Below are 19,161 nucleotides of genomic sequence, written 5' to 3'. Positions count from 1 at the left end.
GGCGACAGCCACCTCCTCACCTGCTCCGCAATCCGGAGCAGCCGAACGGAACACGTGAGAGAACAGCCCATGATCGCGAGCGAGAACTTCTCGGCCGATGTGATTCGCGCCCAGATCGAGGCGATCCTGCGCGCCTGGGGCATGAGCGAGGAGAAGCTGCGCCTGACGGCCGAGGTGATGGTCGAGACCGACCTGCGCGGGATCGACTCCCACGGCATTTCGATGTTGACGCAATATGCGCAGATGCAGAAGGCCGGTCAGCTCGCGCTTCAGGCCGAACCTTGCATCGTCCGGCAGAGCGCCAGCACGGCCCTGATCGATGGCGGCGCCGGCTTGGGCCATCCCGCCGCCTTCACGGGCATGAACCTCGCGATCGAGAAGGCGCTGGCGCACGACGTCGGGGTCGTGTCGGTGTTCAACTCCCACCATTTCGGCGCCGCCGGCTACTACGCCACCATGGCGGCGGAGCGCGGGCTGATCGGCGTCGTATCGTCGACGACCCGGGTGATCTCAGTGGTGCCCACGAACGGGGTCGAGCGCGTGCTCGGCACGAACCCCATCGCGGTCGCCGTGCCGGGCGGGCGGCGTCCGAGCATCTGCGTCGACATCTCCACCAGCGTCGTCGCGGCCAACAAAGTCAAGGTTTATGCCCTGCAGGACAAGGAGCTTCCGGCCGGCTGGGTGATCGACGGCGACGGACAGCCCGTGACCGATTCCGGCCAGGCCTTCCGTCAGATTTTCGAGAGCCAGGTGGGCGGCCTCACGCCGATCGGTGGCGATGGCAGCGAGATGGGCGGTCATAAGGGTTATGGCCTCGGCCTGATCGCCCAGATCCTGTCCGGGACCCTGTCGGGCGGCTCGTTCTCGCCGGTCAGGAACCGAACCCAGAAGCCGTCCGACCCCGACAATATCGGCCATTTCTTCATGGCGTTGAATCCGGCGGCCTTCCGGCCGTTCGACGTGTTCCAGTCGGACGTGGAGACCGTCATCGACACCCTGCACGCCGTCAAGCCGATCCGCGAGGACGAGCCCGTCCTCGTACCGGGCGAGCCGGAATGGACCGCCCGCGAGGAGCGGCTCGTCAAGGGCATCCCGATTCCCGAGACGTTGAAGCTGAAGGTGCGGGAGATCGCCGAGGCGGCCGGCGCTCCTTACCTGCTGCAATCGGCCATGGCCGCGTGAGCATGTGCGGCTCCCGCCCGTAGGCGAGAGCCATGTTTCAAGACACGATGTCAAAGATCGCGGTCGCGTTTCGTCAGACGACCGTGCGGTGCCGTTCGATGCAGGTGGCGAGCACCTCCTCCATCGGCTTGGTCCACCAGTTGTTCTCCGAGAAGATCTCGACCTCCGAGTAGCCGGCATAACCGGCCGCCTCGACGACCTCACGGATTCCGCGCAGGTCGATGACGCCGTCACCCATCATGCCGCGGTCGAGCAGCAGGTCCGTGGTGGGCACGAGCCAGTCGCAGACGTGATAGGCGAGCAGCCTGTCGTGTCCCGTGCGGCGGATCTGCTCCTTCAGCTCCGGGTCCCACCAGACGTGGTAGACGTCGACCGCAAGACCGAGCATGCCCGTGCGCTCCGGATCGACCCGGTCGCAGATGTCGAGCGCCTGGCGCATCGTGTTCACGCAGGCACGGTCGGCCGCGTACATGGGATGGAGCGGCTCGATGGCGAGCGGGAGCCCGGCCTGGCGGGAATACTCGAGCAGGGTCGCAATGCCGTCCTCGACGAGGGTGCGCGCCGCGTCAATGTCCTTCGACGGCTGCGAGCCGGGCCGCGAGTATTGCGGCAGGCCGCCGACCACGAGAACGAGACAGGGCGCGCCGAGCGCAACCGCCTCGTCCACGGCGCGGCGGTTGTCGTCGGTCGCCTCCTGCAGCCGCGCCGCGTCGGACGGGAACATGCCGCCCCGGCAATAGCCGGAGAGCTCCAGTCCCGCATCCTTCACGGCCGCCACGGCCCGGTTGAGACCGACCGCTGCCACCTGGTCGCGCCAGGCCGAGATCGCCTTGATCTCGGCTCTGGCGCAGGCTTCCGTGATGGCCACGAGATCGCCCTGCTTCCTCACCGTGGCCGTGTTGATCGACAGGGCGCGGTGATCGCCGGAAAAGTCACGCATCCCTTACGCCTCCACCCCGTGCGTGGCCATGACGCAGCGCATGCGCTCCACGGCGAGATCCGGATCGCGCAGCAGGCCGGCCCTGTCCGCCAGGCGGAAGAGCTCGGCGAGATGCAGGGTCGAGCGTGCGCTCTCCTGTCCGCCCACCATGGTGAAGTGGTCCTGATGGCCGTTGAGATAGGCCATGAACACCACGCCGGTCTTGTAGAACCGCGTCGGAGCCCGGAAGATGTGCCGCGACAGCGGAACCGTCGGCGCGAGCGCCTCGTGGAACGCGCCGAGGTTGCCCGCCGCGAGGCTCACGAGAGCCGAGGAGGCCGCCGGCGCGATGGCGTCGAAGATGCCGAGCAGCGCGTGCGAATAGCCCTGGTCGTCGCCGGCGATCAGCTCGGCATAGTTGAAGTCGTCGCCCGTATACATGCGCACGCCCTTGTCGAGGCGGCGCCGCATGGCGATCTCCTTGTCCTTGTCGAGAAGCGAGATCTTGACGCCGTCGACCTTGGACGCATGGGCGTTGATGATCGCCACGCAGGTATCCATGGCGGCGTCGAGATCGGCCGTGCCCCAGTAGCCGGCGAGCGCCGGATCGAACATGTCGCCGAGCCAGTGGATGATCACCGGCTCCTTCGCCTGGCCGAGGATACGGTCGTAGACCTTGACGTAGTCATCGGCCGACTTGGCCACGCGGGCGAGCGCCCGCGACGCCATGAGGATGATGCGCCCGCCGACCGCCTCGATGGCGGCGAACTGCTCCTCGTAGGCGCGGATCACGTCGTCGATGCTGCGCGCCGCCTCGGGCGCGAGGTGATCCGTGCCGGCGCCGGAGAACACGAGAGCGTTCCCCCGCGCCTTGGCGGCGCCGACCGAGCGGCGGATCAGCTCGAGCGAAGTGGGCCAGTCGAGGCCCATCCCGCGCTGCGCCGTGTCCATGGCCTCGGCGACGCCGAGACCGAGATCCCAGAGACGCTCGCGGTACGCGATGGTCTTGTCCCAGTCGATGGCGGCCTGCAGCCACGGATCCGCATCGGCGAGCGGGTCGGCCACCACGTGGGCGGCCGAGAACGCGATGCGGTTCATCGGCCCGCTCACCTTGTCGGGGAAGGATTTGGGCGCGGAGAGCTTATAGGTCTCCAGGCTGCGATCCGCCTGGGGCAGGTGGATCGACAGGGCGCTGATGGTCTCAGGCCGGTTCATGCTGCTTCTCCTTCGAGGCGCCGACATTCAGCGGCGGCACGTCGACCCAGCGACGCTCGCGCCAGCTCTCGAGAGCGCATTCGACGAGCTGCACGCCCTTGGCGCCTTCCACGAGGGTGTACTTGTACGGCGCATCCTCGACCACGTGGCGGACGAACATCTCCCACTGGGTCTTGAAGCCGTTGTCATAGACCGTATTGTCGGGGACCGGCTGCCAGGTGTCGTAGAAGTCGATGGTCTGCTTCTGGTCCGGGTTCCAGACCGGCCGCGGCGTGGCCTGGCGCGGCTGGATCACGCAATCGGTCAGGCCGGCGACCGCCGAGCCGTGCGTTCCGTCCACGTGGAAGGTGACGAGGTCGTCGCGATACACGCGGGTGCACCAGGACATGTTGATGTGGGCGATCACGCCGCCGTCGAGCATGAAGGTGGCGTAGGCGGAATCATCGGCCGTCGCCTGGTAGGCTTTGCCCTTCTCGTCGACGCGCTCGGGGATGTGCGTCGAACCGATGCAGGACACCGAGCGCACCTCGCCGAAGAGATTGTCGAGCACGTAGCGCCAGTGGCAGACCATGTCGAGGATCATGCCGCCGCCGTCCTCGGAGCGGTAGTTCCAGGACGGGCGCTGGGCCGGCTGGCCCCAATCGCCCTCGAACACCCAGTAGCCGAACTCGCCGCGCACGGAGAGCATACGGCCGAAGAAGCCGGAATCGCGCAGCATCTTCAGCTTCTGCAGGCCGGGCAGGAACAGCTTGTCCTGCACGGTTCCGTTCTTCACGCCCTTCTCGCGGGCGAGACGGACGATCTTCAGGGCCTCCGGCAGGTTCGTGGAGATCGGCTTTTCGCAATAGATGTGCTTGCCGGCATTGATGGCCTGCTCGAGCAGGGTCGGGCGCATCTGCGTCGTGGCCGCGTCGAAGAAGATCTCGTCCTTCGGATCGGCGATGGCCGCGTCGAGGTCGGTCGTCCAGCGGTCGATGCCATAGGTCTTGGCGAGTTCCTGGATCTTGTCCGCGTTGCGTCCGACCAGGATCGGGTCGAGCTGAACCCTCGATCCGTCCGACAGCGTCACGCCGCCCTGGGCCCGGATGGCCGCGACGGAGCGGATGAGATGCTGGTTCATTCCCATGCGGCCGGTGATGCCATGCATCACGATGCCCAATCTGCGCTGAGTCATAGCAAAAGTCTCCTATCGACGATGATGGTGTGCGAGCGGAACGAGACTGCTCCAGTCGGGCTCGGCACCGCTGGCGAACCCTGGAATAGACAACAGGGACGTGGTCGGGAGCGACCCGCGTTCGACAGCAAGGCCCAGGCGGCCGCCCTGCTCCCGGTAGAGATCGGGATGCGCGGCCGCAAAGCGCGCCGCTTCCGCGTCCGACGCGAGGCCGAAGCCCTCGACGTAATGGTGGCCGTTGCGTTCGGCGTGGGGTAGGCCGAGGGTCGCGACGAGCGCGGTATCCTGCTGGATCCCAAGCCCTGCCTGGCACGTGAGATCCTCTGCGGAAACGAAGTACCCGCCCGGTCGGATCTCGTTCAGGGCCGAGACGCGAACGGCATTCAGGATGGACTTGTAGAACCCTTTGCAGGCTTTCGAGGACACGCCGCGATAGCCGAGTTCGACCGCGCGCGGGAAGGCATCGTCATCGCCGTCCGCCTCGTCGATGATGAGCGGGATCCCGTCGGCGAGATCGCCCAGGGGCGCCGCAAAGGTCCCGGCCCGGTCGAACGGCTGCTCGATGTACAGCAGGTGATTGCGGAAGGCCCGCAGCCTGCCGCCGTTCATCTCCCGCAGGAGAACCCCCAGACGTTGCGGATCGTACTGCTCGTTGGCGTCGAGGGTTGCGCGATAATCCGGAACATGCCGCGACAGGAGATCGTGGATCGCCTGCAGCCGGGCGATGTCCGCATCGACGTCGCCGCCGATCTTGATCTTGAAGAGCCTCAAGCGCGCGAGCCGGATTTCATCCTCGAGCCCGCCGGCGCCCTCCAGGGAATCGAGCAGCCCGACTGTGTGCCGCAGCAGGACGTCGCCGACCGGCTGCACGCCGCCTAAGAAGGACTGGATGCGCTCCGCGTCGAGATCCGGCGTCTGGCGCGCGTCGATGCCGAAGACGTTGCGCCGCACGCCCTCCGGGAAGCCGAGCTTCAGCGCCTTGAGAACGGCATCGGCAACGGCCTTGTCGAGGAGAGCGGGGCCGAACGAGGCGACGAGACCGGGCAATCCCCGGTCGGCCGCCCAGGTCTTCTGGGCCGTGAAGCCTCGCACATGATGACCGAAGGCCGTGTCCCAGTCCTGAGCTTCCGCGTAGTTGCGCGCCGCCTCGCCGAGGCTCGCCTTCAGATCAGCGATGGTGTCTTGCGGCGACTTGGCCGGGTTCTTGTCGAACCATTTCGGCATCATCATTTCGGCAGTGACGCCGGCTGCCGTCCCATTGCCCTCCACCTCGGCGACGACCCGAACGAAGGCCTGCGGCGCCTCGTCGACGGTCACGAGGCCAAACCGGAACGGCCGCGCGAAGCGCATGGGACGCTCGAAGGTCTGGATCTCGAGGATACGGAGCCGGACGCCGGACATGGTTTTCAATCCAGGTGGCCGCGGGCGTAGAAATGCGCGCGGATCTTCTGCGTGAGATCGACGAAGGTCGGATGCCCCATGACGTCCAGATCACGCGGTCGCGGCAGCGTAACGTCGTAGATCGCCGCAATCGTCCCGGGCCGTTCCGACATGACGACCACGCGGTCCGCGAGGAACACCGCTTCGGGAATCGAGTGGGTGATCAGAAGGATCGTCTTGCCCGTCTCGTGGTGGATCCGCTGCAGCTCGAGGTTCATGCGCTCGCGCGTCATGGCGTCGAGGGCGCCGAAGGGCTCGTCCATGAGGACGATCTTCGGATCGTGCACCAGCGCGCGACAGATGGCGGTGCGCTGCTGCATGCCGCCGGAGAGCTGCCAGGGATACTTGTTCTGAAAGTCCTCGAGCCCCGCCATGGACAGGAGCTTGCGCGCGCGGGCGAGATGGGTCGCCCGGTCGAGCTTGCGCACCTCGACAGGGAGCATCACGTTGCGCAGCACCGAGCGCCAGGGCAGGAGCACCGGGCTCTGGAACACGATGCCCACGTCGTCCGGCGGATCCTTCACGGCGACGCCGCCGATCTGGACCTGGCCCTCCGTCGGCGGGATGAGGCCGGCCACGAGCTTCAGGAGCGTAGACTTGCCGCATCCCGAAGGCCCGACCACGGCGACGAACTCGCCTTCCGTGATGTCGAGATTGATCGGCCGCAGGGACGGCACGTCGCCGCCCCGGGTGCGATAGGTCTTCGCGAGATTGCGGATCTCGATCATGTTGCGAGGCGCGGACGCCTCGCTCTTGGGGATGACACGCAGATGTGCCATGGCATAAGCCTGCCTGCTCACTGGGTGGCCTTCGGCAGGAAGTCGCGGGTGTAGAAGGCTTTGGGATTCTCCTTCGCCGACGGGTCGAGACCGCCGTACTCGATGAGGAGATTCACCGTCTCGGCCATGTTGGCATCGGTGACGTTGAACGGACGCTGGTTCTTCGTGTCCTCCGTGCGGTAGAGCGGGATCGTCAGCTCGAAGCCCTCCTGCAGGGTGTCGGGCTTGCCGGCCTTCGGCAGCGCCTTCAGGACCGCCTGCGTGGCCTCGGCCGGAGCCTTTTCCGCACCCTCGATGGCCTTGGTGGTCGCGCTCATGAAGCGGCGCACGAGATCGGTCTTGTCCTTCAGGGTGTCCTTGTGCGCGATGATGCCCGAGGAGACGAGGTTGACGCCGTAATCCGCGAACATGACCGGCGTGACGTTCTTCCCCGTCGCGTCCTTGATCTTCATGCTCTGGTCCATGACGTAGCCCAGGAGCACGTCGGCCTGACCGTTGATGACCGCATTGAGCTTCGTCTGCGCGTCACCGGACACGATGCGCATCTCGCTTTCCTTGAGACCTGCCTTCTTGAGGAAGAGCGGCCAGATCTGCGACATGGAATCGCCGGGCGTCGTCGCGACCGTCTTGCCGCGCAGATCCTCGGCCTTGCGGATGTTCTTCTCGGAAAAACCCATCGCCGACATGGGATTCTTCTGCAGCAGCACCCCCGGAGACATGACGGGAGCGCCCTTCACGGCGGCGCGGATCATGGTCGGGACGTCCGCATAGGCGAAGTCGACGGTCTTGGCCGCCACGGCCTGCACGGTCACGGCCGAGCCGCGCCCTTCCTGAATCTCGAGATCGATGCCCTCGGCGGCGTAGAGGCCCTTCTCCTTGCCGTAGAAGAACGGCGCATGCTCGCCATAGACGTACCAGTTGAGCATCAGCACGACCTTGTCGGCGGCCTGAGCCGGCAGCGACACGAAGGGCATGAGAGCCGTCGCGGCAAAGAGGGTGGCTTTCAGGAACGTACGCTTCTTCATCAGTTTCCTCCGGTTGGTGCCCCGCCCTTATGGTTCAGGCGGTTGCTGCAAAGTCGTGCCGCTGGCTGGCGTGCCACGGCACGGTGAAACGTTCGATGAGGTCGATGATCCAGAACAGGATGACGCTGATCAGCGCCAGGATCACGAGCGCCGCGAACATGGTCGGCAGCTCGAAATTGCCGATGGACCGCTGCAGGACGAACCCGATGCCCGAATTGGCGCCCACGAACTCTCCGACCACCGCGCCGACCACGGCCAGCGTCACGGAGACCTTCAGGCCCGCGAAGATGGCCGGCATGGCATGCGGCAGGCTCACCATAGTGAAGGCCTGGAGGCGGGACGCCTTCATGGAGCGGACCAGATCGCGCATCTCGGGGTCGAGCGACTTGAAGCCCTGCACGCCGGCGACCACCACGGGGAAGAAGCCGAGCAGGAAGGCCGAGATCACCTTCGGGGCCATGCCGAAGCCGAACCACACCACGAAGAGGGGCGCCACCGCGACCTTGGGGATCGACTGCGAGAAGACGAGCAGCGGGTAGACGTAGGATTCGACGGTGCGCGACCCGGCGATCAGCATGGCGATCGGGATCCCGAACGCAGCGGAGAGGAAGAACCCGCCGAGCGTCGCCATGGTGGTCGGAACGGCCTCGATGAGCAGCTTGTCGCCCTCATTCCAGAACGCCACCGCCACATCCTTCGGGGGCGGGACCAGGTAGGCCGGAATGGCGAAGATGCGAACCGTCAGGTCCCAGAGTACGACGGTCAGGATGAGAAGCCCGAACGGCTTGATCCAGGCGGAGTTCAGCAGGGTCTGACCGGCGCGCGCGAGCTTCGACGTCATGAAGCGTCTTCCTCAAGGGCGTTTCCAAAGCGTATGTCGGAGGCGGCTTCTGCCGCTCTATGTAACCAACTGGTTAATTAGACGCCCGGTTGTCAGACATGTCAAGCGCCGATTGGAAAATTCAGGCGCGCACGCCGGCCAGGACGAAATCGACCACGTGGTCGATCCGCTCCTTCATGGCAGGAGCCGACAGAAGCTCGCGCCCGAAGGCTACGGACAGGGTATAGACGTTCGACAAGTAGAAGTAGCAGAGCCCCGCGATGGACACGTAAAGCTGGACCGGATCGATTCCGGGCCGAATGTCCCTGGACGTTTCACCGCGCTTCAGGATGACGCCGATCGTGTCGATCACCGGGGAGTTCATGGTGTGCACCTGCTGCGACTTCTTGAGGTGCTTGGCCCGATGCTGGTTCTCAGTGTTGAGCAGCATCATGAATTCGGGATGCCGGACGAAGTAGTTCCAGGTGAAGCGTACGAGCTCCTCGAGGGCCTGCAGCGGTGTCAGCTCCTCAAGATGAAGCTCCCGCTCGGCCGCCCGGATATGATCGTAGGCCGCCTCGAGGGTCGCCAGGAACAGCGCCTCCTTGCTCCCGTAATAGTAGTAGAGCATGCGCTTGTTGGTGCGGGCGGCCTCCGCAATCTGATCGACGCGCGCGCCGCCATAGCCGTGGCCGGCGAACTCCGCCGTGGCAGCCTCCAGGATCCGCCGCTTCGTCGCTTCGGCGTCTCGGATAACCTGTTTGCTGACGGCAGGAGCGTTCATGACAATCCAGGTTGCTGCGGCTTCGCCATGGCAAGGCCGGCGTGCGGGTTCAGCCTTGTACCATCACCGGACGGCAAACCGAAGCCGCCAGGACGGCGCCCGCATCAGGCTTTGCGGGCCACAGGCAGGGCGGGCGGCAGATCTCCCGTCACGGCGACGACCTTTCCGGGGTTGAGGATGTTCTGCGGGTCGAGAGCCTGCTTCAACGTCCTCATCAGGTCCAGGGCGACCGGATCCTTGTAGCGCGCCAGCTCGTCGCGCTTGATGAGGCCGACCCCGTGCTCGGCGGAAATCGAGCCGTTCATCGCATGAACGATGTCGTGGACGATGCGGTTGAAGCGCTCCCACTGCGCCAGGAAGAGCGACTTCTCCATGTCGACGGGCTGGGTCAGGTTGAAATGGATGTTGCCGTCGCCGAAATGCCCGAAGGCGCAGACCCGCACGCCCGGCAGGGCTTCCTCGCAGGCCTTGCTCGCCGCGACGATGAAATCGGCAACGTCCGAGACGGGCACCGAGACGTCGTGCTTGATCGACCCTCCCTCGAGCCCCTGCACGTCGGAGAGGCTTTCCCGCAGGTGCCAGAGCGCCGCATTCTGGGCCTCGCTGGTCGCGATGGTCGCGTCCTCGATGGTGCCGCTCTCGAATGCGGCTCCCAAGGATCTTTCCAACTGTTCGCGCAGGTCGAGATCGGGATCGGGCGACGACACTTCGATCAGCGCGTAGGCGAGGTGATCGCCCGCGAGCGGTCGGACGGCCCCGGACGCATGTCTCAGCACGATCTCCAAGGCAAAGCGTGGCAGGTACTCGAAGGCCGTCAGCTCGTCGCCCATGGTCCGGCGCAGGCTCTCGAACAGGCCGAGCGCCGCATGAGGCGAGGCACATCCCACGAAGGCCACGACCTGGGCCTTGGGCCGCGGGAACAGCTTCAGCACCGCGGCCGTGATGATGCCCAGCGTTCCTTCAGAGCCGACAAAGAGGTTCTTGAGGTCGTAGCCGGTGTTATCCTTGCGCAGACCTTTCAGGCCATTCCAGATCCGCCCGTCGGCGAGAACGACCTCAAGCCCGAGCACGAGATCGCGGGTATTGCCGTAGCGCAGGACGTTCACGCCGCCCGCATTGGTCGCGATATTGCCGCCGATCCGGCACGAGCCCTCGGAGGCAAGGGAAAGCGGGAAGATGCAATCCACCTCGCTTGCGGCATCCTGAACGGTCTTCAGGATGCAGCCCGCCTCGACCGTGATGGCGGCGTTGAAGGCATTCACCTCGCGGACGCGGTCGAGCCGGGCGAGCGACAGGACAATGCCGGTGTGCGGCACCCCGCCGCCGACGAGCCCGGTATTGCCGCCCTGGGGCACGATCGCGACCTGCGCCTTCGCGCATTCCCGCACGACGAAGGCGACCTCCTCCGTGGTGCCGGGACGGACCACGGCGAGAGCGGCGCCGCGATAGAGCTTTCGCTCCTCGACGAGGTAGCCTTCCATCGCGGCGGGATCGACGATGACGTGCTTGGCTCCCAGGCGTGCGGCGAGCACGCCCAGGAGATCGGAATGGGTTTCAGGCATGGATATCACGAGCGCCCTGCATGCTGCCGGCTCAAGCCGGCCGACCGACGATGCCGGTCACATTACGCGGCAGCGGCCTGCTGTCGAGCGGTCATTTCGGCCGCCAGGAGAGCCTGGGCGGCTTCCTTGATCTCTCCGTGGATCGCCGGATCGGCCTCGGTGAGGAGCGGCAGGATCGGGCCCATGTCGGCGACGCCCGACAGGGACACGGCCGTGTGGAGAACTCGGATCGCGTTGTGGCGCTCGCGGATCGCCTCGAGAGGCAGGAAGACTTCGAGGAGGCGCTTGGCCTCGGCCTCGTCGCCGCGCTTCAGCGCATGAAGGTAGGCCATCGACAGGTGCGGCGCGATGCACACGCAGCCTGCCGTGAAGCCGGCCAGCTTGAAATGCGTCAGATGCGGGAAGGCCGGAGGCTCGCCGAAGCCGCTCACGATCCGCTCCGCTCCGACCGCGTCGATCAGCTCCTGCAGGTAGGAATCCTGCGTCAGGTCGGTGCGCGGCACCGCGTATTTGATGCCGAAGACGGCGCCCTGCTCGACCAGCCGGCCCATCGCCTTGGCGGGCACATACTGATCGGTCTTGATGTAGACGATAAGCGGAACGCCGGACCGGCTCACGAAATCCTCAAGCCCGCGCACCACGCCGTCCGGCGTCTGCGGGGCGATCATCGGCAGCGCCATCGCGACCGGATAGCGGCGGCTCTTGAGGATCGCCGCCTCGTCGACGAGCTTGCCCCAATCCGGGCCGACCGAGGGGATCAGCCAGGTGCTGTCGGCGACCGAATCCTCCAGGCTGTCGAGCCAGTCGGCAAAGCGCGAGACCGGCCAGTTGTGCACGTTGGCGTTGCCGCCATAGAGCAGCGTCGACACGCCGCCGGCCTCGAGATGGCGGATCAGCTTCGCATTGGCGTCCGGGTTGACCTCGAGATCAGGCGTCAGGGCAAAGGGCGGAACCGCCAGAACGGAGCGGGCAAGTTCGGAGGTTTCGATCTTCGTCAGCATGGATGCGGTCTCGCTGTTTCAGGGGCGGTTTGGGATCGGATGGGCATCGCCCGGTTTCATTCTCAAGAATCGGCTCTCACTGGCCGAGCTGGATGCCGACGGCCTTGACCACCTCGGACCATTTCTGCCGCTCGGCCTGGATGTACTCGGCGAACTGCTGCGGGGTCATCGGTGCCGGCGTCGAGGCCAGCTCGGCGGCCTTCTTCTGGACCTCGGGCTTCTCGAGAATGGTCTTCACGTCGGCCGCGATGGTGTCGACGATGGCCGGCGGCGTGCCGGCTGGCGCCCAGAGCCCGTTCCAGGAGGTGGCATCGAACCCGGTCAAGGTCTCGGCGACCGTCGGGACCTCCGGCGCCTGCGGGCTGCGCTCGGGGCTCGTGACGGCGAGCGCCCGGACGGTGCCGGCCTGCGCCTGAGGCCATGCGATGGTCATGTTGTCGAAAGCCAGGTCGATATGCCCGCCGAGCAGGCCGTTGACGATGTCCTGGGAGCTGCGGAACGGCACGTGGGTCATCTTCGCGCCGGTCTTGAGCTGGAACAGCTCGGCCGCCAGATGCTGCGACGTTCCGGCTCCGGACGAGCCGTAGTTCAGCTTGCCCGGGTTCTGCTTGGCGTATTCCACGAATTCCGCAAAGGTCTTCGCCGGAACCTTGGGTGTCACCACAAGAAGGTTGGGGAGCTTGGCCAGGCCGGTGATCGGGATGAAGTCCTTCTCGGCGTCGTGAGGGAGGTTCTTGTAGAGGAACGGGTTGATGGCATGGGTGCTCACCGTGCCGACGAGGAGCGTATGACCGTCAGGCGCAGCCTTGGCGACAGCCGTCGTCCCGATATTGCCGCCCGCTCCCGGACGATTCTCGATGACGAAGGGCTTGCCGTATTTGGCCTGAAGCTGCTCGGCCACGATGCGGGCGAACAGGTCGGTCGTGCCCCCGGCGCCGAACGGCACGACGATCGTGACCTGCTTCTGCGGCCAAGCGGGGCTTTGCGCCTGCGCGGCGCCAAGACCGAGCAGCGAGAGGCCGATCGCCGCGAGCAACTTCCTCATGTGTTCTCTCCCTGATTCCCGTTTTCATTGAACTTCGGCATCGGAATTGCAGCCCATCTTGTATGGCAACATACAAATTTTGACAAGCGGACATGAATGAGATCATAATCGTTCCGCGCAGGGGCACCTTTCCACCAGGATATGTGCCTGTAATAACGATTTCTTTTGACTTGGGAGAGCCCAGCAAGTAGTGAGACATACGACAAGTTGGCCTGCCGAACCAGGCAAATCACCTGACAGGCCGGCCGCTGCACCGGAACTCGGCGCAGTCTTGACGGATCGTTTCCGAACAACCGGCAGCGACCCTGGACCCCTTCAGCATTCAGCGCCTCGAAACAGGCACTCAACGGCCCCATGAACGAACGCTCTTTCCTATCCGGCCTGTCCCTCAACACCGTCGCCCGCAAGCGCAATCTCGTGAGCGATCTGGCGGAGGCGATCTCACGCGAGATCGCCGAGGGACGGCTGCAGGCAGGTGATCGTCTGCCCACCGAAGCCGAACTGGCATCGGCCGCCGGCGTCAGCCGGACGGTGGTGCGCGAGGCCGTGGCGGCCCTCAAAGCGGCGAAGCTTGTCCAGACCCGCCAGGGCGCCGGCGCCTTCGTGCTCCCGCCCCCGCCGAAATCGGATTTCTTCGCGTCTCTCAGCAACGGCGAGGTCGACGACATCCTGGCCATGCTGGAGCTGCGCCTGGCCGTGGAAGTGGAAGCGGCCTCGCTGGCGGCCGTGCGCCGGACCGACGAGGAGCTGGCCGCGCTCGACCGCGCCCTGGAGAACATCACCAAGGGCGAAGACTACGGCATCGCGGCGGATTTGGAATTCCACCGGATCCTTGCGGGCGCGACCAAGAACCCGTATTTCGCGCGCTTCCTGGATTTCCTCGGGGAGTTCGCCGTACCCCGCCGCCTGGGCCAGCTCAACCCGGTGGGCGAGGATCAGCGCCAGCGCGACTATCTCGGCGTGATCGAGCGGGAGCACCGGGCGATCCGGGATGCGATCGCCATGGGCGACTCGAACCTCGCGGCCGCCATGATGCGCGCGCATCTCGCCAACAGCCGCAACCGGTATTCGGCCCGGATGCTGCAGGTCTCGGCCAAGCCCGCGTCCAAACCGATCAAAGTCCGGTCGGCTGCGAAAGCCTAGACGCCGCAGGCAAAACGGCCCTCTGCCCTTGACAGCAGGGGCCAAAACGGCGACCAATTTCTAAATTTGTATGATATATGGCTTTTGCGCCGCGAGGCGCAGGGAGAGAAACGAGAATGGCCAAGCGATCGCCCGAGCAATTGAGGAGCCACCGTTGGTTCGGCGTCACTGATCTGCGGTCCTTCGGGCATCGATCCCGAACGCTTCAGATGGGCTATGCGCGTGAGGACTTCATGGGCAAGCCGGTGATCGCGATCATCAACACCTGGAGCGACATCAATCCCTGCCACGCCCATTTCCGCGTGCGCGTCGAGGACGTGAAGCGCGGCGTGTGGCAGGCGGGCGGCTTCCCCATTGAGCTCCCCGCCCTGTCGCTGTCGGAGAACTTCGTCAAGCCGACCACGATGCTCTACCGCAACCTCCTCGCCTTGGAGGTGGAGGAACTCCTGCGCTCGCATCCCATCGACGGCGCGGTGCTCATGGGCGGCTGCGACAAGACGACACCCGCGACCGTCATGGGGGCGATCAGCATGAACCTGCCGATGATCTTCATGCCGGCCGGCCCCATGATCCGTGGCCACCATGGCGGCACGATCCTCGGCTCGGGCTCCGACATCTGGAAGTACTGGGCCGAGAAGGAAGCCGGCACCATCACGAACCAGCAATGGAACGACATGGAGGCGGGCATCGCGCGCTCGCCGGGCACCTGCATGACCATGGGCACGGCCTCCACCATGACGTCCATCGTCGAGACGCTCGGGCTTAGCCTGCCCGGCGCCGCCTCCATCCCGGCCGTCGACGCCGCGCATCCGCGCATGGCGAGCCTCACCGGCCGGAAGATCGTCGAGATGGTCTGGGACGATCTCAAGCCGAGCGACATTCTCACCCGCCGCTCGTTCGAAAATGCCCTGATGGTCCACAATGCTCTTGCCGGCTCGACGAACGCGATGATCCATCTCGTGGCGATGGCAGGACGCGCGGGCGTCGAGGTGAACCTGCAGGATTTCGACGACTTCGCCCAGAAGGTTCCGGTGATCGCCAATCTCCGACCGTCGGGCGAGTGGCTGATGGAAGACTTCCACATCGCCGGCGGCATTCGCGGCCTTCTCTCGCGCCTCGCCCCGATGCTCCATCTCGACGAGCGCACCGTGGCCGGGACCCTGCGGGACGCGCTCGAAGGTGCGGCCGTCTACAACGATGACGTGATCCGTCCGCTCGACAAGCCGATCGCCGCCTCCGGGGGCACGGCCATCCTGCGCGGCAACCTGGCCCCGAAGGGCTGCGTGATCAAGCCGCCCGCCGCAGAAGCGCGGCTGCTGCAGCACACGGGTCCGGCGATCGTCTTCGACACCTATGACGAGATGACGAAGGCCGTGAACGACCTCGACCTCGACGTCACGCCCGATCACATCATGGTGCTGCGCAATGCGGGTCCCATCGGCGGTCCGGGCATGCCGGAATGGGGCATGCTGCCGATCCCGAAGAAGCTCCTCAAGCAGGGCGTGCGCGACATGCTGCGCATCTCCGATGCCCGCATGAGCGGCACGAGCTACGGCGCCTGCATCCTGCACGTCTCGCCGGAGGCCCATATCGGCGGCCCGCTCGCGGCCGTGCGCACGGGCGACCTCATTACCGTCGACGTGCCGAACCGTTCGATCCATCTTCATGTGAGCGACGAGCAGATCAAGGACCGCCTGCGCACCTGGTCGCCGCCGCCGCGCGACTACCCGCGCGGCTACAACAAGCTCTTCGCGCAGCACATCCGCCAGGCGGACGAGGGCTGCGACTTCGACTTCCTCGAAGGATCCGGCGGCGTGCCGGAGCCCGAGATCCACTGATCCTCCCCCTGCCGACGGCCCTGCCTCCCGGTGGCGCCGCCGGCTTTTTCGTGTCCGCTCATGAGCATTCAAAAAACCGCCTTCGGGGCCATCGACGGTCAGCCGGTCGAGGCCTTCGAGATCGAAACCGGCCCTGTCCGTGCGACGATCATCACCTATGCGGCCGCCTTGAGCCGCCTGTTCGTTCCGGACGGCGAGGGACAAGCCGCCGATATCGTTCTGGGCTATGACGATCCGGCTTCCTACGTGCAAAACCGCGGCTCGGCGGGCGCGATCTGCGGCCGTTTCGCCAACCGCATCGCGGATGCGCGCTTCACGCTCGATGGCGAGACCTATACCCTGTCGCCGAACGAGCCGCCGAACCACATCCATGGCGGCTTCGGCGGCTTCAGCAAGCGGATCTGGACAGGTGAGCCCGATACGGCCGACAACGCCGTCCGGCTGACGTTGCACCGGCCCGACGGCGACGAGGGCTATCCCGGCGCCGTGACCACGTCAGTGACATATCGTCTGACCGGTGACCCGGCACTCGAGATCGTCATGGAGGCGACGACGGACCGCCCGACGGTGGTGAACCTGGCCTATCACGGCTATTGGAACCTCGCCGGCCACGGTTCCGGCCATGTCCGCGACCAGCACCTGCTGATCGACGCCGACCGCTATACACCGGTCGGGCCCGGCAAGATTCCCACCGGCGCGTTCGCGCCCGTGGCCGGAACGGCATTCGATTTCAGATCGTTACGTCCCATCGGCGCGATGATCGACGACACGACCCAGCTCCCCGAGGCCGGCTACGACCACAATTTCTGTCTCGACGACCGGGGGGAGCCCCTGCGCCGCGCGGCCCGTGCAGTGGATCCCGTCTCACGCCGGGGCTTGGAGATCTGGACCAATCAGCCCGGTGTTCAGTTCTACACGGCCAACCATTTCGGCAAGGTGCCGGCCGTCGGCAAAGGCGGCGCCGTTTACGAGAAGCATGCGGGCTTCGCGCTCGAGACGCAGAACTTCCCGAACGCTCCGAACATCCCGCATTTCCCCTCGGCGGTGCTGCGCCCCGGCGAGACCTATCGCCACGTGATGCGCATTCCGTTCTTCGTCGCGTGAGTCTGATCAGATCCCGGACGCGAGATAGCCTCCGTCGACGCTGAGCACGGTTCCGGTGACGAATCCCGCGGACGGAGAGGCCAGATAGATCGCCGCGCCCACGAGTTCGTCGAGCTGCCCGAAGCGGCCCGCGGGCGTTCTCAGGAGCGCATTGCCCTTGCGCTTTTGACTCATCTTGGCCTGGTTCAGCTCGGTCATGAAAAATCCCGGCGAGATCGCGTTGACGCGCACGCCCCGGTCGGCCCATTCGGCGGCCAGAGTCTTCGTCACCCCGACGACGCCGTGCTTGCTCGCGGCGTAGACCGAGGCGAGCGGCCAGCCGCGATGGGCGGCAAGCGACGCGATGGTGATGATCGAGCCCGACCTGCGCTCCAGCATGTGCCGGCCGAAGCGCGTACAGGTGAAGAACACGCTGCGCAGGTTCGTCTGCATGATCCCGTCATACTCGTCCGGCGTGACCTCCTCGGCAGGCTTGAGGATGGTCGTGCCCTGGCACGCGACCAGAATGTCCACAGACCCGAAATCGGTCAGGACGGACGCGACGAGGCCGTCGATCTCCTCCGGGTGCGCCGCGTCGACCACGTAGCCGCGCGCTGCCGGATCAGTTTCCTGCAGGCGCTGTGTCGCCTCCTCCAGTTTTGCCGACGTTCGCGCTGCAATCGCCACCCTGGCACCGCCGGCCTGGAAGCCATGCGCGATGGCGTTGCCGATCCCGCTCGACCCTCCGACGATGACGGCCGTCTTGCCTTGCAACGATAGCGTCGATCCTGTCGGCAGCACGGTGTTTTGATGCTCAACCAAGCTTCTTCCCCTCGAGACATTGCGGCTGCACGGAAGGCTCCACTCGTTCGGCCCCGCTCCTGCGCAGTTGCGCCATCCTGTTCTCGGCCCGCCGCCCGTGAGCGAGCAGGTACAAGACCGATCCGATCACCACGAAGGCGCCGGCGAGCACATGCGGCTTCGGCTCGTCGCCGAACACGAACAGGCCGATCGGCAGGGCCCAGACGAGCTTGGTGTACTGCATGGGAGCGACGCTGGACGCAGGCGCCCGGCGCAGGGCCTCCAGCATGAGGAACTGCGCCGACACCATCACGAATCCGGACAAAGTCACCAATCCCAGATCGCTCCATGCGGGCGCATGGCTCAGGTACATGCCGGGCAGGCTCGCAGTCAGCTGTCCGGCCATCACGGCGGCCACCATGATGGCGCGGTTTTCCTGCGAGCCGATCGTGCGCATGATCAGAATGACGCCGGCACCGACGAAGACATTGAGGAACGCCGCCAGATGCCCGAGGGACAGGGCCGTATAGCCCGGCTGCACCATGATCAGGATGCCGGAAAAGCCCACGACGATCGCGGCCCATCGCGCCGGCTCCGTGCGCTCGCCGAGAAGCCACGCGGCCGCCACCGTGACGACGAGGGGCGAGCCGAAGGTGATGGCGTAGACGTCGGCGAGCGGCAGGAGCGAGAAGGCATAGAAGCCGGAGACCGTGCCGATTCCGGCCAGGAATCCTCGTCCGATCAGCATCTTGGGGTTCCGAACGGCCGAGAGCCGGCAGGCTTTGTCGCGCCAGATGACGATGCCCACCACGATGCAGGCGACGCCTGCCTGCATGGCGATGATCTGGAAGATGGGGTAACGCAGGGAGAGAAGCTTCACCAGGGTGTCGCTGGTCGCAAACAGACCATTTGCGGCGATCGCGAAGAGCACACCTGTCAGACGGAGCAAGGGCGTATCCCACCGGGTTCAGGCCCGCCGACAGCAGGCTCGCGTTATTTGCATGTCATCATACATGTTTTCGGATGCTCTGGAATTCGCCGGACGCATGGGTGGGAAGCGCTGCCGGCGCATCGGTGGGTGTTGGATGATCCTGGCACGGAGCATCGTTCGGTGCCGGAGCATCTTGGCACGGCGAAGCGTCAGCCACATGCCAATTCGGTGTCCGTCGGCGGCCCATGAAAAAGGCGGCCCGGGGGCCGCCTTCTGGAGGGATGGGATCGAAACCCGTCAGGCCGCGATCGAGGTCTGCGGTCCGGCGGAGCGAACGTCCGAGTCCACGTGGCTCTCGAAGCGCTTGAAGTTCTCGTTGAACATGTCGATCAGGCGCTTGGCGGTCTCGGCGAACTCCG

17 protein-coding genes are annotated in these 19,161 nt (G+C 65.7%); 4 read left to right on the top strand and 13 right to left on the bottom strand.

What is annotated here, in order from left to right; genetic code table 11:
• Nucleotides 1-69: 69 nt before the first annotated feature.
• Nucleotides 70-1,182 carry an Ldh family oxidoreductase gene (locus KBI52_RS10270; protein WP_210807191.1) on the top strand — a complete coding sequence of 371 codons (1,113 nt, stop codon included), beginning with the start codon at nucleotides 70-72 and terminating at the stop codon, nucleotides 1,180-1,182.
• 73 nt (nucleotides 1,183-1,255) lie between these two features.
• On the opposite strand, the gene KBI52_RS10265 is transcribed toward KBI52_RS10270, so the two are convergent.
• From KBI52_RS10265 to KBI52_RS10215, 11 genes are all read right to left on the bottom strand, one after another.
• Nucleotides 1,256-2,122, bottom strand: a complete 867-nt coding sequence (locus tag KBI52_RS10265) for a sugar phosphate isomerase/epimerase (RefSeq protein WP_210807189.1) — start codon at nucleotides 2,120-2,122, stop codon at nucleotides 1,256-1,258.
• 3 nt (nucleotides 2,123-2,125) lie between these two features.
• Nucleotides 2,126-3,316 carry a dihydrodipicolinate synthase family protein gene (locus KBI52_RS10260; RefSeq protein ID WP_210807187.1) on the bottom strand — a complete coding sequence of 397 codons (1,191 nt, stop codon included), beginning with the start codon at nucleotides 3,314-3,316 and terminating at the stop codon, nucleotides 2,126-2,128.
• Nucleotides 3,303-4,490 carry a Gfo/Idh/MocA family protein gene (locus KBI52_RS10255; RefSeq protein ID WP_173946771.1) on the bottom strand — a complete coding sequence of 396 codons (1,188 nt, stop codon included), beginning with the start codon at nucleotides 4,488-4,490 and terminating at the stop codon, nucleotides 3,303-3,305. The genes KBI52_RS10260 and KBI52_RS10255 overlap by 14 nt, the downstream gene beginning before the upstream one ends.
• 12 nt (nucleotides 4,491-4,502) lie before the next feature.
• Nucleotides 4,503-5,891: an enolase gene (locus KBI52_RS10250; RefSeq protein ID WP_210807185.1), complete on the bottom strand. Its 1,389-nt coding sequence runs from the start codon at nucleotides 5,889-5,891 to the stop codon at nucleotides 4,503-4,505.
• A 5-nt stretch (nucleotides 5,892-5,896) separates the two neighbouring features.
• Nucleotides 5,897-6,709 carry an ABC transporter ATP-binding protein gene (locus KBI52_RS10245; RefSeq protein WP_210807183.1) on the bottom strand — a complete coding sequence of 271 codons (813 nt, stop codon included), beginning with the start codon at nucleotides 6,707-6,709 and terminating at the stop codon, nucleotides 5,897-5,899.
• A 17-nt stretch (nucleotides 6,710-6,726) separates the two neighbouring features.
• Nucleotides 6,727-7,734, bottom strand: coding sequence for an ABC transporter substrate-binding protein (locus KBI52_RS10240; RefSeq protein ID WP_173946774.1), 1,008 nt, complete (start codon nucleotides 7,732-7,734; stop codon nucleotides 6,727-6,729).
• Between the two features lie 34 nt (nucleotides 7,735-7,768).
• Nucleotides 7,769-8,575, bottom strand: a complete 807-nt coding sequence (locus KBI52_RS10235) for an ABC transporter permease (RefSeq protein ID WP_173946775.1) — start codon at nucleotides 8,573-8,575, stop codon at nucleotides 7,769-7,771.
• Between the two features lie 121 nt (nucleotides 8,576-8,696).
• Nucleotides 8,697-9,338, bottom strand: coding sequence for a TetR family transcriptional regulator (locus KBI52_RS10230; protein ID WP_210807182.1), 642 nt, complete (start codon nucleotides 9,336-9,338; stop codon nucleotides 8,697-8,699).
• 104 nt (nucleotides 9,339-9,442) lie between these two features.
• Complete coding sequence (locus KBI52_RS10225) at nucleotides 9,443-10,900, bottom strand: FAD-binding oxidoreductase (RefSeq protein ID WP_210807180.1); 1,458 nt, start codon at nucleotides 10,898-10,900, stop codon at nucleotides 9,443-9,445.
• 62 nt (nucleotides 10,901-10,962) lie between these two features.
• Nucleotides 10,963-11,901 carry a dihydrodipicolinate synthase family protein gene (locus tag KBI52_RS10220; RefSeq protein ID WP_173946778.1) on the bottom strand — a complete coding sequence of 313 codons (939 nt, stop codon included), beginning with the start codon at nucleotides 11,899-11,901 and terminating at the stop codon, nucleotides 10,963-10,965.
• Between the two features lie 76 nt (nucleotides 11,902-11,977).
• A complete protein-coding gene (locus KBI52_RS10215; protein ID WP_210807178.1) occupies nucleotides 11,978-12,946 on the bottom strand; it encodes a tripartite tricarboxylate transporter substrate binding protein in 969 nt (322 codons plus the stop codon).
• A gap of 354 nt (nucleotides 12,947-13,300) precedes the next feature.
• On the opposite strand from KBI52_RS10215, the gene KBI52_RS10210 reads away from it, so the two are divergent.
• The 3 genes from KBI52_RS10210 (at nucleotide 13,301) to KBI52_RS10200 (ending at nucleotide 17,031) form a co-directional block, all read left to right on the top strand.
• On the top strand, nucleotides 13,301-14,089 hold the full coding sequence (locus tag KBI52_RS10210) for a FadR/GntR family transcriptional regulator (protein ID WP_210807176.1): 789 nt from the start codon (nucleotides 13,301-13,303) through the stop codon (nucleotides 14,087-14,089).
• A 116-nt stretch (nucleotides 14,090-14,205) separates the two neighbouring features.
• Nucleotides 14,206-15,927, top strand: coding sequence for an L-arabinonate dehydratase (gene araD / locus KBI52_RS10205; protein WP_173946781.1), 1,722 nt, complete (start codon nucleotides 14,206-14,208; stop codon nucleotides 15,925-15,927).
• 60 nt (nucleotides 15,928-15,987) lie between these two features.
• On the top strand, nucleotides 15,988-17,031 hold the full coding sequence (locus tag KBI52_RS10200; protein ID WP_173946782.1) for an aldose epimerase family protein: 1,044 nt from the start codon (nucleotides 15,988-15,990) through the stop codon (nucleotides 17,029-17,031).
• Nucleotides 17,032-17,037: 6 nt separating this feature from the next.
• Here KBI52_RS10200 and KBI52_RS10195 read toward each other — a convergent pair whose 3' ends face one another.
• Both KBI52_RS10195 and KBI52_RS10190 read right to left on the bottom strand, forming a co-directional pair.
• Entirely contained in the window at nucleotides 17,038-17,832 is a 795-nt protein-coding gene (locus KBI52_RS10195) for an SDR family NAD(P)-dependent oxidoreductase (protein ID WP_210807174.1), read from the bottom strand.
• Nucleotides 17,825-18,760 (bottom strand): DMT family transporter, encoded by a 936-nt coding sequence (locus KBI52_RS10190; protein WP_210807172.1) that lies wholly within the window; start codon nucleotides 18,758-18,760, stop codon nucleotides 17,825-17,827. The genes KBI52_RS10195 and KBI52_RS10190 overlap by 8 nt, the downstream gene beginning before the upstream one ends.
• Nucleotides 18,761-19,161: the final 401 nt, after the last annotated feature.

Source organism: Microvirga sp. HBU67558 (genome assembly GCF_018069605.1).
In the GTDB taxonomy this organism is placed as follows: Bacteria; Pseudomonadota; Alphaproteobacteria; order Rhizobiales; family Beijerinckiaceae; genus Microvirga; species Microvirga terrae.
This window is presented reverse-complemented; position numbering and strand designations above follow the sequence as displayed.

Coding starts and splice junctions, on each gene's coding strand:
- KBI52_RS10270 (WP_210807191.1), top strand. CDS start 70: ATGATCGCGAGCGAGAACTTCTCGGCCGATGTGATTCGCGCCCAGATC.
- KBI52_RS10265 (WP_210807189.1), bottom strand. CDS start 2,122: ATGCGTGACTTTTCCGGCGATCACCGCGCCCTGTCGATCAACACGGCC.
- KBI52_RS10260 (WP_210807187.1), bottom strand. CDS start 3,316: ATGAACCGGCCTGAGACCATCAGCGCCCTGTCGATCCACCTGCCCCAG.
- KBI52_RS10255 (WP_173946771.1), bottom strand. CDS start 4,490: ATGACTCAGCGCAGATTGGGCATCGTGATGCATGGCATCACCGGCCGC.
- KBI52_RS10250 (WP_210807185.1), bottom strand. CDS start 5,891: ATGTCCGGCGTCCGGCTCCGTATCCTCGAGATCCAGACCTTCGAGCGT.
- KBI52_RS10245 (WP_210807183.1), bottom strand. CDS start 6,709: ATGGCACATCTGCGTGTCATCCCCAAGAGCGAGGCGTCCGCGCCTCGC.
- KBI52_RS10240 (WP_173946774.1), bottom strand. CDS start 7,734: ATGAAGAAGCGTACGTTCCTGAAAGCCACCCTCTTTGCCGCGACGGCT.
- KBI52_RS10235 (WP_173946775.1), bottom strand. CDS start 8,575: ATGACGTCGAAGCTCGCGCGCGCCGGTCAGACCCTGCTGAACTCCGCC.
- KBI52_RS10230 (WP_210807182.1), bottom strand. CDS start 9,338: ATGAACGCTCCTGCCGTCAGCAAACAGGTTATCCGAGACGCCGAAGCG.
- KBI52_RS10225 (WP_210807180.1), bottom strand. CDS start 10,900: ATGCCTGAAACCCATTCCGATCTCCTGGGCGTGCTCGCCGCACGCCTG.
- KBI52_RS10220 (WP_173946778.1), bottom strand. CDS start 11,901: ATGCTGACGAAGATCGAAACCTCCGAACTTGCCCGCTCCGTTCTGGCG.
- KBI52_RS10215 (WP_210807178.1), bottom strand. CDS start 12,946: ATGAGGAAGTTGCTCGCGGCGATCGGCCTCTCGCTGCTCGGTCTTGGC.
- KBI52_RS10210 (WP_210807176.1), top strand. CDS start 13,301: ATGAACGAACGCTCTTTCCTATCCGGCCTGTCCCTCAACACCGTCGCC.
- araD (WP_173946781.1), top strand. CDS start 14,206: ATGGCCAAGCGATCGCCCGAGCAATTGAGGAGCCACCGTTGGTTCGGC.
- KBI52_RS10200 (WP_173946782.1), top strand. CDS start 15,988: ATGAGCATTCAAAAAACCGCCTTCGGGGCCATCGACGGTCAGCCGGTC.